This window comes from Spirochaetota bacterium, from assembly GCA_040756435.1.
GTDB lineage: Bacteria > Spirochaetota > UBA4802 > UBA4802 > UB4802 > UBA4802.
The window spans coordinates 1-13694 of record JBFLZD010000017.1 but is presented as its reverse complement, the minus strand read 5'-3'; the positions used below and the strand labels follow the sequence as shown (position 1 = coordinate 13694).

General features: G+C 38.7%; 12 protein-coding genes and 1 pseudogene. 4 read left to right on the top strand and 9 right to left on the bottom strand.

Features of this window, described 5'->3' with window-relative positions:
* Window positions 1-37: 37 nt before the first annotated feature.
* The 3 genes from hrcA to AB1444_06530 form a co-directional block, all read right to left on the bottom strand.
* Window positions 38-1081 (bottom strand): heat-inducible transcriptional repressor HrcA, encoded by a 1044-nt coding sequence (hrcA, locus tag AB1444_06540; protein MEW6526310.1) that lies wholly within the window; start codon window positions 1079-1081, stop codon window positions 38-40.
* 171 nt (window positions 1082-1252) lie between these two features.
* On the bottom strand, window positions 1253-2062 hold the full coding sequence (locus AB1444_06535) for a hypothetical protein (GenBank protein MEW6526309.1): 810 nt from the start codon (window positions 2060-2062) through the stop codon (window positions 1253-1255).
* 12 nt (window positions 2063-2074) lie between these two features.
* Window positions 2075-2218 carry a hypothetical protein gene (locus AB1444_06530; protein ID MEW6526308.1) on the bottom strand — a complete coding sequence of 48 codons (144 nt, stop codon included), beginning with the start codon at window positions 2216-2218 and terminating at the stop codon, window positions 2075-2077.
* Between the two features lie 153 nt (window positions 2219-2371).
* On the opposite strand from AB1444_06530, the pseudogene AB1444_06525 reads away from it, so the two are divergent.
* The 3 genes and pseudogenes from AB1444_06525 (at window position 2372) to AB1444_06515 (ending at window position 5779) form a co-directional block, all read left to right on the top strand.
* Window positions 2372-2494, top strand: a pseudogene (locus tag AB1444_06525) (hypothetical protein).
* 246 nt (window positions 2495-2740) lie between these two features.
* Window positions 2741-4060, top strand: coding sequence for an inositol-3-phosphate synthase (locus AB1444_06520; protein MEW6526307.1), 1320 nt, complete (start codon window positions 2741-2743; stop codon window positions 4058-4060).
* Between the two features lie 57 nt (window positions 4061-4117).
* Window positions 4118-5779 (top strand): DUF4080 domain-containing protein, encoded by a 1662-nt coding sequence (locus AB1444_06515; GenBank protein ID MEW6526306.1) that lies wholly within the window; start codon window positions 4118-4120, stop codon window positions 5777-5779.
* Here AB1444_06515 and AB1444_06510 read toward each other — a convergent pair whose 3' ends face one another.
* The 5 genes from AB1444_06510 to AB1444_06490 are packed head-to-tail and all read right to left on the bottom strand — an operon-like array spanning window position 5780 to window position 11701.
* Window positions 5780-6544, bottom strand: a complete 765-nt coding sequence (locus AB1444_06510; protein ID MEW6526305.1) for an SDR family oxidoreductase — start codon at window positions 6542-6544, stop codon at window positions 5780-5782.
* Between the two features lie 21 nt (window positions 6545-6565).
* Window positions 6566-9022 (bottom strand): TIGR03960 family B12-binding radical SAM protein, encoded by a 2457-nt coding sequence (locus tag AB1444_06505; GenBank protein ID MEW6526304.1) that lies wholly within the window; start codon window positions 9020-9022, stop codon window positions 6566-6568.
* Complete coding sequence (rsmA, locus tag AB1444_06500) at window positions 9012-9842, bottom strand: 16S rRNA (adenine(1518)-N(6)/adenine(1519)-N(6))-dimethyltransferase RsmA (GenBank protein ID MEW6526303.1); 831 nt, start codon at window positions 9840-9842, stop codon at window positions 9012-9014. Before rsmA ends, AB1444_06505 begins: the two co-directional genes overlap by 11 nt.
* Window positions 9835-10851, bottom strand: coding sequence for a flagellar motor switch protein FliG (gene fliG / locus AB1444_06495; protein MEW6526302.1), 1017 nt, complete (start codon window positions 10849-10851; stop codon window positions 9835-9837). Before fliG ends, rsmA begins: the two co-directional genes overlap by 8 nt.
* Complete coding sequence (locus AB1444_06490) at window positions 10838-11701, bottom strand: RnfABCDGE type electron transport complex subunit B (protein ID MEW6526301.1); 864 nt, start codon at window positions 11699-11701, stop codon at window positions 10838-10840. Before AB1444_06490 ends, fliG begins: the two co-directional genes overlap by 14 nt.
* Window positions 11702-11846: 145 nt before the next feature.
* Between AB1444_06490 and AB1444_06485 the strand changes: the two genes are divergently transcribed.
* The gene (locus tag AB1444_06485) at window positions 11847-12500 is read left to right on the top strand and encodes a hypothetical protein (GenBank protein ID MEW6526300.1); all 654 of its coding nucleotides are present in this window, start codon (window positions 11847-11849) and stop codon (window positions 12498-12500) included.
* Between the two features lie 188 nt (window positions 12501-12688).
* Here the strand turns inward: AB1444_06485 and AB1444_06480 are convergent, their stop codons facing one another.
* The gene (locus tag AB1444_06480; GenBank protein ID MEW6526299.1) at window positions 12689-13318 is read right to left on the bottom strand and encodes a TetR/AcrR family transcriptional regulator; all 630 of its coding nucleotides are present in this window, start codon (window positions 13316-13318) and stop codon (window positions 12689-12691) included.
* Between the last annotated feature and the right edge of the window lie 376 nt (window positions 13319-13694).

Here is a 13694-nt window from a genome sequence, read left to right as displayed (position 1 = left end):
CCCTGCATTCAATGGTAATCAAACAATGTGTTTTGAATTATTTGGTCATCTGTGTTAAAAAGTTTGAAACCACTTTGCCCGTATAATCCACAAGCGGGACAACTTTTTCATAATCCATTCGCGTTGGGCCAATAATGCCAACAACGCCAACAGGGCTATTGCCTATTTTATATGATGAAGCAATAATGCTGCAACATGGGATTGCTATCTCCTTTATTTCTTCTCCAATCAACGTAAATACTCCTTCTTTCTGGCGCAACTCTTCCATTATTTTACGTAGAGTATCCTTCTGTTCAATGAACCGCAATACCTCGCGCAATTTTTCGGTTTCAACCATGTCAGGTATGTGTAAAAGATTTTCAATACCATCAATATAGATTTCCGGTTCCTTCTCATCTTTCAGTGCCAGTTCAGTTATATCCAGCGCTATATCGCGCACCTGGGGTTCAATACCAGTTACAGTACGCAGTTGATTAATTAAACTTTGCTTGATTTCAACTAACGAATATCCTGAAAGCTCCGCAGTAAGAAATCGTGAGTATTTATACAACTCATCCTGATTGACAGGTGAAGAAAGCCTTACATTTTTATGGATAACAATGCCTGTCCTGGTTACAATAATAAACAATACCTCATTGGCTGTAAGCGATATAATTTCAATGTGCTTGACAACAGTAAAATCGGGCTTTGGCATAAGTGCAATGCCTGTATATTTTGATATAAGCGATAGCATCCTGACAATAGACATGAATATCTTGTCCAGTTCAATCTCACGGGTCAACAGTTCCTCTCTCACTTCCACACCGTTTTTGGCTACAGTTTCATAGGTATCCAGAAGGGAATCCACATAAAACCGGTACCCCTTATCGGTAGGGATCCGCCCTGCCGATGTATGCGGCTGCGATAGGTAGCCCATCTGCTCCAGATCATACATGATGTTACGCATAGTTGCTGGTGAAAGTGAAAACGAATACTTTTGGACAAATGACCGGGAACCTACCGGTTTACCGGTTGAAATATACTCATATACGATTGCTTTTAAAACCTGTGCTTCACGTTCATTTAATTGCTTCAGTATCATTGCTTCACCCTCATTTGCAATTATTAGCACTCTATCTATATGAGTGCTAATAATGTACTAAAAAAATTAGCACTCGTCAAGTCATTTTGCTTAAAAATGTTTAAATATTTGGATTTTTTAGTGTAAATCCCTTAAATTTTTCATGCATTGACTTTGTCTGAAGATACTAGTTTATTTTTTCTTTTTTTTCTCTTCTTCTTCTTTTTCATCAGCTTCAAGCCGCAACCGGAGTGCCTCAATGGTGTTTTTAAGCTTTTCTGCTTCTTCTGATTCACCAAACAGTATGTTAATCCTTCGTAAAGCTGTCAGAAGCTCTATGGAACGCAGAATATCCTCTGAAGATTTCGTTGATATTTCGTATTTATTCCGATACTGCTTTGCTGCCTCTGAAAGGCTCTGTTTGCAAAGCTTCAGCATCTCCTGGCGATCATAATAAAACTCTTTACGGGGATCCCGGTATTTCTGCAAATCACTAAAATTGATCAGGTTTTTGGTAATTACAGCCACCCTGCCCTGTAGTTCAACAAAGGACCATTTCCATTTAGAACTTTCGCCTAAAGCTTCCATAATCTTTTGCAATAATGTATGGAGTTCTTTTATTAGATTAAGAATCTGTGTTGGATTTAATTTTGCTATTGCCTGTAAATATTCCTCATTTTCTTTTAAGGGACGGTCAATGTCCTTGCCAACTATCTCTTCAAATAATTGTAAAATTCTGTAAAATTCCTTGCGTGCATCATTTAAAAAACGTTCGTTTTTAATCTTGAGCATATCCAGCGATGCTTTGTTCATATTGAGCAATGTATATATGTATTTTGTATACAGCAAAATAAGCTCAATATTAACATAACCCATAATATTGGACATTTTTTTCTTTTTCTGCTCAGCTTCTTTTATCTGTTTGGTCAACTCATCTAATTTTGCTTTATACCCTTTAATAAAGTCATTGTACGCTGCTTTCTCGGCTTTTGTGATTGGCATTTATTGTTCCCTCTATGCATAAGTGTCGATAGTTGTTTCTTTAGCTTTCTCAGGTTCTTTTTTAACCTCAGTTTGCGCTTTTGGCTCTTCCTGTTGTTTATTCACCGAAAACCCTGCAGGAATAACATCTGCACCTGAAATACGCATTATTTCCATAGTATCCCTCCCTTAAAAAATTCAAATATGCTAACCTCAAATTATTTAATCCTATTGTACTTATATAAAATATCAAGCAAAAAATAAAGTTAATTTTTTAACCGTTGAATCACTTACAAAAATTATTGAAAAAGAAAATAACAAAATTTCCACAAGTTAGGCTTTTCAATTTTTGCAACAGAAGGCACATCGCAGTATCTCAATGAACATGGCATACCATCTATAATGGTTCTGAAACTTCAGGAGGGAAGACCTAACATCATAGATATTATTTAAATTTTTCTATTGACTTTTTTTATTGTATTTATCTAATGGTAAAAAAAAGATAACCAACCAACTGGGATTATTGTAAAGGCGGTTTCAATAATCAATTGCATTTTTTTTCATAATCTTCTTGACTATTATATTTAGAGAATCTCATTGTAAGAAAAAAATTAATAGATTGATGCTATGAATATGGAATAGCAGTAAAAACCTATTAATTTTTTAGATAAATTTTTTATACAATAAGAGAGGCGTACCTTGACACTAAAAAATACTGAAATTCAAAAAGCCGAAGGCAAATTAGGGGTGCTTATCCCCGGGCTTGGTGCTGTTAGCACCACTTTTATCGCAGGTGTAATGCTTATTCGCAAAGGATTAAAGCTTCCTAAAGGCTCTGTAGCAATGATGGGAAAGCTCAGAATTGGTAAAGGTGATGATGCACAGTATGTGCCAATCAAAGATTTTGTTCCACTGGCTGATTTAAAAGATATGGAATTTGGCGGATGGGACATTTTTGAGGATAATGCGTATGAAGCAGCCATAAAATCGGGTGTGTTACAGAAGCAGGACCTTGAACCAATAAAGGAAGAATTATCTTCAGTCAAGCCATGGAAAGCCGTATTTTTTAATAATTACGTTAAAAAGCTTCATGGAACATGGGTAAAAAATGCTCCTAGCTACTGGGACTTAGCCCAGATGATTAAAGAAGACATTCTTAATTTCAAAAAAGAAAAAAATATTTCCCGTATGGTAATGGTATGGTGTGCCAGCACCGAAATATACCAGGAAATGAAGCCAGGAGTGCATGACACTATTGAAAATTTTGAAAAAGCTCTTAAAGAAAGCAACAAGTATATTGCTCCCAGCATGATATATGCGTATGCAGCCCTTGATTTAGGAATACCATTTGCCAATGGTGCTCCCAACCTGTGTAATGAAATACCAGCATTGCGTCAATTAGCTGAAAAGAACAAGGTGCCTATGGGTGGCAGAGATTTTAAGACAGGCCAGACATTGATGAAGACTATTATTGCCCCCGGTCTTAAAGCACGAATGATTGGTGTTGATGGCTGGTATTCAACCAACATTTTAGGTAATCGTGATGGTGAAGTTCTTGATGACCCTGAATCTTTCAAAACCAAAGAGGTAAGTAAACTTTCAGTTCTGGATAATATTTTCCAACCTGATGAATACCCTGCACTGTATGACGGCTATCACCATGTTGTCAGAATAAACTATTATCCACCTCGTGGCGACAATAAGGAAAGCTGGGACAACATTGATATACGTGGCTGGTTAGATTATCCAATGCAGATTAAGGTCAATTTCCTGTGTCGCGACTCAATATTGGCAGCTCCTGTTGTTCTTGATCTGGTACTCTTCTTTGATTTAGCACAACGTGCATCAATGTATGGTATTCAGGAATGGCTTTCTTTCTACTGGAAGAGCCCAATGTTTGAACCCGGCGAAGAGCCAATCCATGACCTTTTTGTTCAGCTCATGAAGTTGAAAAATACGCTGCGATGGTTGATGGATGTTCCTCCGGTAACCTACTTAGGAGCTGAAACATACGACTGATATTAATAATAAAAAGGGGGCTTGATAAAAGCCCTCTTTTATTATATTCTTCAATATATGAAACCAACAGTACTGTTACTGGGCATCAATGCTAAATTCATCCACTCCACTCTATCTCTTTACTACTTAAAACAAATTATTGCACCCTATGATTATAAAGCTATTATCCTTGAAACAACCATTAACAATCAGGTGCATGAAACTATAAACTGTGTACAGGCCATAAAGCCTGATATATGTTGTATAGCTGTATATATATGGAATGCACAGTATATCAAAAGTCTTTTACCATTATTACATGCCAAGCTTCCACAATGTAAAATCATATTGGGTGGTCCTGAGGTAAGCTATACCAGCAATGACTGGCTACAACAGTTTCCGTTTATTGACTGTATCATACAGGGAGCTGGTGAAAAATCCTTTGAATATTTAGTTAACCATCAATTCATCACACATGAAAAAATACTACGTTATCCAAATTATCATTTTAATAATATCCCTTTTCCGTATACTTCTGAAGATTTAGAAAGTTTAGCCACTCATTATATTTACTACGAATCAAGCCGTGGATGCCCCTACGCATGCAGTTACTGTATATCATCACGTGATGACCAGAAATTGCAATTTAAGGACATCCAGAAAGTATATGATGAACTAGATGTTCTTTTGCAACATAAAGTACGTATGGTAAAATTTGTTGATAGAACCTTTAACTGCAATCCTACACATTCACGGGCACTGTTTACATATTTGCTTGATCATAATAATGACCATACCCGGTTTCATTTTGAAATACATCCTGACCTTCTTTACGATGAGGATTTTGAAATATTGAAACAGGTGCCACCACAGTACTTCCAGTTTGAAATTGGGATTCAATCAATACATGAAAATACATTACATGCTATTCAGCGCAAGATGAACTGGGAAAAAGCAAGAGAAAATATTCGCAAACTTTTAGATTTACAAAACATCCATATCCACCTTGATATGATCTGTGGGCTTCCCTACGAAGACATGGAGGGAGTTAAAGAAAGTTTTAATGCAATAGTAAGCCTGCAACCTCACTACTTCCAGATGGGTTTTTTAAAGATATTGCCAGGAACAGATATTGATACAAAAAAACATGAGTATGGTATTGAACATGAAGACAATCCACCCTACATGGTGAAAAAAAATAAATGGCTTTCGCAGGAAGAGATGCAACTTCTTCACCACATTGAACGCGTTGTCGATAGTCTGTATAATTATCATTTTAAAACAACATCACTTATGCTTGCTAATTTTATTGCAAAAGATAATCTGTTTGATATATACAACGAAATTGCTAACTTCTTTTTAGAAGTTAACTTTACACTGTATGCAAAAAGCTTTGAATCAATTGCTGCAGTTTTGCTTGAATTCATCAAACAGCACTATCCTGAATATACCAGGCTTGCCACTGATTGCCTGCGGTGGGACTGGTTTGTTAAATCACATAACAAATGGGTGCCACCTTTTATACGAAGTAATAGCAACCCAAACACTATAAAAGAAATGATCATTCAGCAAAACAGGATATCTAAACAGGAACTATCGCTTAATAAAATAATAGTTTCTATACGTGAAATGAAACGCTCACAGATCTTTATTGCCGAAAGCAATCACTTTATGCAGTGGCGTATGGACAACCACCGGTACGCAATAAAACTTAATAGCCAGATACTTCTGATAGATTGATCACACTATTGAAGCACCGCCATCAATTAAGATTGTTTGCCCGGTAATATACCGCGCTCCATCCGATGCCAGGAAAAGAACAGGATGCACAACTTCGTCAATTTCGGCAATTCTACCCATGGGGATATTTTTGACAATCATATCATGAATGGCATCATTTGACCAGAATGGCTTGCTGAAATCAGTTCGTACCATTCCGGGAGCAACCGCATTTACCTGTACATTAAACGGTGCAAGCTCCAGTGCCAAATTTTTTGTCATCATCTCAATGCCTGCTTTTGCAATGCCATAAACATTCATACCTGGTGAAGCTAACCTGCCTGCAATTGATGATATGCTGACAATCTTTCCGCTTTTCTGCTGGCGCATGATTGCACCAACCTTCTTTGACACAAGAAACGTGCCGGTAAGGTTTGAATCAATAATCTTTTGCCATGCAGACAGTTCAACATCAACAAGGCTTCCCGTTGGCAGGTTCATCCCAACGTTATTAATTAATATATCAATTTTTGAAAAAACTTTTACTGTTGTATCCACCAGAGCGCTGACATCCTCTTCCTTAGCAATATGCGCTACACAGGTTAAAAGGTTATCGCCACCTTTTAGGATTTCTTTTGCTTTATCCAGCCCATCCTGCTTGCGTGCACAGATTACAACCTTTGCATTCTGGCGCAATAACTCCTGGGCAATAGCAAGCCCAATACCACGAGTGCCACCGGTTACAATAGCAACCTTGCCATCTAAATTATATGAAAGTAAACCCATACAAAGCCTCCTTTTTGAAAGTTATATAAACTCAACTAAAGCTCCATTATCCCTATAATACACAGCAGTTTTAATAATAGTTGCCGATGAGTGTGGATGTTCAACCTGGCACCAGTCAGCAATAAGACTGTCAGGTCGTATTGATCCTTCACCTGATGGTATGAGTAACTCAATGCTTTCATCATGTATCCAAAACTGTACAATAGCATCATCAAATGGTAAATTCTTCAATCCTTTTTTCGTCTTCTTAACTATATCTGTTTTGTTCTTTAATTTGTTGGCAAATATATCATACAGCCTATTATCAAAAAATGTTATACAATACCTGGAATATGCAATGGATTGCAGGGGAAGCGTTGTTTCAGTATGATGATTTGCCGATATAATTTCAAAACCGTCAGGAAATAATTTTCCCAGATTACGTACTACTGTATTGCTGCACTGCTCATAGAGTTCAACATCAACAAACTCACACAGGCTTTCATAACCAAGCGGCAGCGCTTGCCCGGTGACCAGACGCTCATGTTTATTATACCCTTGCGTATAGGCTACCGGAACCTGAGCCATTCGCAATGCACGCTTGAAAATTTCCATGCAATCTATGTGACCTAAAAACCGGGCTTTCCCCTTTTTAGCATATTTCACACGTAGAGTAGCAACAGCTTTATACCGTTTTTCAAATGACTGAGCGGCTTTTTTAAATTCATCTTTATTAAGCTTTAATTTTTTAAAACCAGCAGGGAATGTTTTCCCATCCCAGCTTGAATGCATCTTTTTGTATATCAGGGCATCGTAGCGTGTTTTGATAATATGCCAGGGCGATAGTTCCTGTAACTGTCTTTTTTCTAAATAACGGCGCCAGTTACCAATAGTAGTCTGCAATGCGTTATCCCAGATAGTAAAATCAAAATGCTCACCCCATAAATCTAAACGGGCTCCATTATGGTATGCTGCAACAAGGGCATTTGACAGTAAACTATCGCCACGTGCAAATACACCTTCAATTAATGAAGCATAAACATCATGATTTTTTATTGTTACCGATTTTGACACGCTGCGTTTAACCGTGCGTATTACCTCAAGGCAATAGGTTTCATCATACTGCTTTTCATACTGAAATGGCGTGTGTGGTTTTGGTACAAACGGTGAGATAGTAACATTGTACTGAATTTTTCTATTAATAGAACATACCTGTTTCATGAACGCAACAATATCAGCTGCTTCATCTACCTCTTCACACCCTGGCAGGCCAATCATAAAGTATAGTTTTATACGCTGCCACCCACGTTGGGACAGCACGGTAATAATATTCATGATTTCTTCAACGGTAAGGCGCTTATACGCCTTATAGCGCAGAATATCGGAAGCTGACTCAATGGCAAAGGTCAGCGATGTTTTTTTTAAATCAGATATTGATTCAATAATATCAAGCGTTTGCAAATCCACTCTTAGCGAAGGAAGCGATATACTAACACCCTGCTCTATCAGTGGTGGAACAATTTGGTTTAAAAGCTCCACTATATCAGAATAATCCCCAACACTGAGCGAATGCAGTGATACATCGCCAAACCCTGTGTGCTGCACGGTGTCAAGTATAGTGTCAGCAAGTGCCGTAGCATTTACTTTTCTATAGGGAAGCTCCCAGTAGCCTGCATGACAAAACTTGCACAGGTTTTTGCAGCCTCTGTCTAACTGAATGGAAACCCTGTCCTGCACACTGCGTATAGATGGTACCACTGGCCGTGTAGCTTCATATCTATGAAAATGGTGTGCAACTCTTTTATACACCTCTGGCGCTTTGATTGCTGTCAACATATTACCTTCATAGCTAAACTCAACATCACGGCTGCATAACACTCCATCTATATTTGCTAATCGTGCAAGCACCTCATTTCTTGGTAAACCTTTTGTCTTTTTTTCTATAAGGATGTTTACAATCTCCACTATGGCTTCTTCACCATCGCCAGCAAAGATTGCATCAGCAAATGGCAATAGTGGTGCTGGATTGCTGGCTGCCTCCCCACCAATGACTATTAACGGGTAACTATCGCCCCTATCTTTTGCAAAAAATGGAATGTTGCCTAAATCAAGAACCTGCAAAATGTTGGTGTATAAAAGTTCGCAGGCTGCATTGAAGCCTACCATATCAAGCATATGGAGCGGTGTAAATGTCTCAAGGGTGTATAGTGGCGTCCTTGATTCTTTTAAAACCTTTTCAAAATCGCGCTCCACGGCAAACACGCGCTCACACGCAGCATCTTTTAGTGCATTCACCACACTGTACAAAATCTGAATGCCGTTATTGGACATTCCCACCTCATACAGGTCGGGGAAACACAGCCCAACCCTGACTATTGCATCAGGTTTTACAACAGCATTCCATTCGCCACCCACATAACGTGCAGGTTTTGAAACGTGCGCCACAAGACCAAATATCTTTTCTTTGTCAATTGCCATGCTGATACCTTTATTTTTCATGGTGTGCACAGTACTGTGCCAGTGCAATAAAATCCTGTAATGAAAGCTCTTCACCACGCACTCCGGGATTAAAACCTAATGCCTCAAATGCCCTGCCAATCAATAATTCATCATACGTTCCATACGGCGAACGCTTCAACGCTGTTTTTAACATCTTGCGGCGTGCCCAGAAGGCTGTTGCAACAAGCTGTTCAAATATTTCTTTTTCGTTGTCCTGTAGGGGTAAATCTTTTTTTCGTATCAGCTGCACAAATGTTGAATGCACCTTTGGCGCCGGAAAAAATGCATGTGGTGGTATATCAAAAAGTTTGTGCACATCAAAGTAAAGCTGCACACCCACCGTGAATGCTGAATACATAGCGCTTCCTGGCAAAGCAATCAGTCGCCCCGCCAACTCCTTCTGAATCAGAAAAAAACATTGTGAAGCTTTATAGTGTTTTGCCACTCTGAAAATAATCTGCGAGGACACATTGTAGGGAAGATTGCCAACAATACGCGTGCACCCTTCAACAGGGGGTACTTTTAAAAAATCATCATGTACGATAGTGACCTGTGTCATTGCTGCAAATTGTTCTTTCAGTATTCGGGCAAATCCTGCGTCTATCTCAACACAAACAAGCTTTTTTGCAAGCCTGCTTAACGGTACTGTGAGAATTCCAGGCCCTGGTCCTATTTCCAGTATACAGTCGTCAGGCTGCGGGCTTATTGCAGTAACTATGGCCTCAATATATTTTTCTGAAATTAAAAAATGCTGGCCATAAGCCTTGTTGGGCGATAGACCCGCTTCTTTAAGGTATGCAAGGATTTCTTTTTTATTCAATATACTTCTCTTTTTCTTTCCTGAGGCTAATGACACCATTGTCATGCAATTGACGCATTACTCTGACAATATTGTCTCGTGCTTCCTGTATCTCGGACAGGCGCACGGGGCCCATGGCTTCCATTTCCTGCATGATATCGGTTGCGCGGTTTTTGCTCATATTGCGGAAAAACTTGAAACGAATTTCATCGCCAGCACCTTTCAGCGCCTTTGCAATCATATAGTCATTGTTAATTACATCAATCAATATGCGCATTTCAGTATTGGTGAGGGTAAGAACATTTTCAAAGGTGAAGATACGACTCCTTATCTCATCAGCAATCTGCGGCATGGTGCTTTCAAAATAATCAATAAGCTGTTTTTCCTGATCGCCACTTAAGTGCGCCATGATATCAATAAGCGCATTGAGGCCTCCCGCTTTTGAACTGGATTGCCCCTGATAGCGGTACTCATCATATTTTTTGCGTAGCACCCGTGAAATTTCAAGCACTGCATCAGGCGAAGTGCGTTCCATTTTTGCCATGCGCAGCGTTACTTCTTTTGCTAAATCCCTGGGAAGCAATTTAACAACCTCAGCTGCCTTGGCTGCAGGAATGTAAGCCAATGTTACAGCAATAGTCTGAGGATGCTCATTTTGCAAAAATGTGACAATTAGCTCGGCATCTATATCATTTAAAAATCCAAATCCTTTTTCTAAATCCTTATGGGTTAGTCGTTTTAAAATGTCCTTTGCTTTGTCCTCTCCAAAAGCTGCATACAGTATTTCTTTGGCAACATTGTGACCACCAAAGGCCACTCCACGCGCTTTCTTAAGTTCCAGCAAAAATTGTCCTATAAGTTCTTCTTTTTCTTCAGGTGACAGTACATCTATCTTTGCTATCTCTGCAGCTAATTTATTAACACTTTCTTCATCAAGAAATTTCATTATCTCTGAAGCAACTTCAGGGCCCAGTGCCACTAAAAGCGCTGCTGCCTTTTCGGCACCGTTCATCTGGTCAATTGGTTTCACGTTTGATTACCATAACTTTTTTAAAGTCAATAACATTCTGCGGACAAACTTCAGCACATCTTCCACAATTAATACATAATTCATAATCAATAGTAGCTAAAAAGTTTTCCACCTTGATTGCTGTATCAACTTCAGGATTGTCTTTAAATACTTCCTCACGGCACACTTTTTCACATCGCCGGCATGCAGTACAACCCACACTGCAACCTAACTTCATAACCGGTGCTTTCTGCTTATTGCGGCACATCACATAGACGTCCACTGAGTTATCCAGCAGGCTTATTATATTGCGTGGACAGGCTTCAACACAGTTGCCACAACCTGTGCATTTTTCAGCATCAACAAAAGGCAGCCCCCTATCGTCCAGATGAATAGCATCAAATGGACATGCCCGTACGCAATCACCAAGGCCTAAACATCCATATTCACAAACCTTGAAGCCACCCATAACAAGCTGAGCAGCCGTACAACTATGAGGGCCTTGATACATGAACCGTATCTTGGTTTCATTCACGCCACCCTGACAGTGAACACGGGCAATTCGTTTAACACCAACCTGGGCTTCTATTCCCATAATTTCTGAAATTTTCTTCACACTTTCCGGGCCACCAACAGGACACATATTAATGGCTGCACCATGTTCAACAATATTGGTTGCATACCCGGCACAACCGGGAAACCCGCATGCACCACAATTTGCACCGGGAAGAGCTTCCATTACCTTCTCAATGCGGGGATCCTTTTCCACTTTTAGTAAAACCTTGGCAAGGGACAGCAATATACCACATGCCAGGCTGAGTATCGTTATACTAATGATAGATGGCACCGAAGGAAAAAGTATATCCAGCATAGTTAACCTCAGAATTTCATTTTAAAGTAGCATTGTGTAGTACACTATATAAAAAGTCAATACTGTTGCAATTAAAAAATTCTTGCAATAATAGCATTATACCGATAGTATATGTAAAATCAATGAAATAATAACCATTTACTCTATGGCGCCAACAACATCACAGGACATTTTACACGAGATACTATCGGCAATCAATAAAAACCAGGAAGTGGTTTTTGTCAGCTATTCCATCTTAGATGAAACAGAAAAAAATATACAGTATGCATTGAGTAAAATACTGGAAAAGCATAACAAATCAGACCTTTACACGCCTGTTTATTCATCCATCAAGGAACTGATAGCAAATGCGGTAAAAGCCAACGCCAAATATATTCTTATTGAAGAAGGTGAAATTAAAAACCCTGATGACATCATGGAAGTTGTAACTAAAGTTAGAAATATTCTTAACGAAGAATCGCTGCTTATTTACGGCATAAAGGCAAAGCAATATGGATTATCCACCAGGATATATATAAAACCACAACCAACACGACTCACAATTGAAGTAATAAATAATTTGCCAGTAACCAGAAAAGAACTGGAACGTATGCGGGAAAGAATTGAACGCTCCTCTCACTATGATAGCATTGCAGATTTCTTTTTAGAAAATCCTGACCCAACTGCTGAGGGTATGGGGTTAGGTCTTTCCATGGTAGTGGTTTTGTTAAAAAGCGTTGGGATACCGTATACTAATTTTACGTTATATACTGATTTTAAAACAAAAACAATTGCCCGTATTATTGTACCTTTAATGTAGGGGCCGTCTCAAAAGAAACGGTAGGGCATGCAATGGCGTGAGCGCAATGTCATTGCGAACGAAGTGAAGCAATCTCAATGCCGCACAAGATAAGATTGCTTCGTCACTTCGTTCCTCGCAATGACAGGAAGGCAAAAGTCATTGCAAAGAGGTGTCTTTTGGGACACCCCCTGACACAAGCGCATTGTTTATTGTCCCGCTTTGGGTTTGGCTTCTAAATATGACATTATCATTTTCATGCAGGTTTTTGCCAGGTGATCTATGTTGTAAAGCTCGTGATTAAATGTCCACTGTATAGCAACATTCATCACCATTGCCACAATGGCATGCGAAGCTAACCTGGCATCAACTGATTTGAAAACCCCCTGACCTATACCATCTTCAATAACCTTAACTATCTCATCACACAACTGCTTGTAGATATCAGTATTTATATGTTTCACTCGTTCATTTATAGGAATCTGTGCCCAGAAATCAACCAGCACCGTGTAAAATGCAGGATGACGTTTTGCCGTAACAATAAATGCTATAACTATAGCTCGCATACGGCGCTCAGGCGTGCGGTATTTTGCTGCTCGCTTGTTAATATTTTTTTTAATGATAATATAAATTTGTTCCAGCAAATAGATGAGTATATCTTCTTTGGATTTAAAATAGTGCAGCACACCACCTTTTGATAAGCCTGCATTTTTTGCAATATCATCCAGGGTGAAGTTATTATACCCTTTTGCAGAAATAACCTCATACGCCGCTTTTATTATCTGCGTTTTTCTTTGCTCCTCTTTTTCCGCACGTGCTTCCGGTTTTAATCGTGGCATGTAGTTTCCCTCGTACTCTATGTATTCAATCCTGGCACAAAATAATACACAACACTGTAAAATTAGCGTTTATACAATTATGGCTATTTTTTTTTAATTTGTAAAGTTTTTTTCATGAATTTAAAAAAAAATCCAGTAATAATTCTTTAAAAAATTTTATACTGAAAATAATATACACCCCCGCCGCCTTCGGTGGCGGGAGTGTACACTATATTGTATTTTGTTCAAATTTCCACATTGAGAAATAATTATTGAAAAAATTATATTTTTTTATAAAATCTTCCACGAGCATCATCAAAATACTCAACCACACCCTTCTTAACCATTTCTTCAAGTATCTTTTGCACTAAAAGGTTTTCTTTGCCCAATGAATAGG

Coding starts and splice junctions, on each gene's coding strand:
- hrcA (MEW6526310.1), bottom strand. CDS start 1,081: ATGATACTGAAGCAATTAAATGAACGTGAAGCACAGGTTTTAAAAGCA.
- AB1444_06535 (MEW6526309.1), bottom strand. CDS start 2,062: ATGCCAATCACAAAAGCCGAGAAAGCAGCGTACAATGACTTTATTAAA.
- AB1444_06530 (MEW6526308.1), bottom strand. CDS start 2,218: ATGGAAATAATGCGTATTTCAGGTGCAGATGTTATTCCTGCAGGGTTT.
- AB1444_06515 (MEW6526306.1), top strand. CDS start 4,118: ATGAAACCAACAGTACTGTTACTGGGCATCAATGCTAAATTCATCCAC.
- AB1444_06510 (MEW6526305.1), bottom strand. CDS start 6,544: ATGGGTTTACTTTCATATAATTTAGATGGCAAGGTTGCTATTGTAACC.
- AB1444_06505 (MEW6526304.1), bottom strand. CDS start 9,022: ATGAAAAATAAAGGTATCAGCATGGCAATTGACAAAGAAAAGATATTT.
- AB1444_06490 (MEW6526301.1), bottom strand. CDS start 11,701: ATGCTGGATATACTTTTTCCTTCGGTGCCATCTATCATTAGTATAACG.
- AB1444_06485 (MEW6526300.1), top strand. CDS start 11,847: ATGGCGCCAACAACATCACAGGACATTTTACACGAGATACTATCGGCA.
- AB1444_06480 (MEW6526299.1), bottom strand. CDS start 13,318: ATGCCACGATTAAAACCGGAAGCACGTGCGGAAAAAGAGGAGCAAAGA.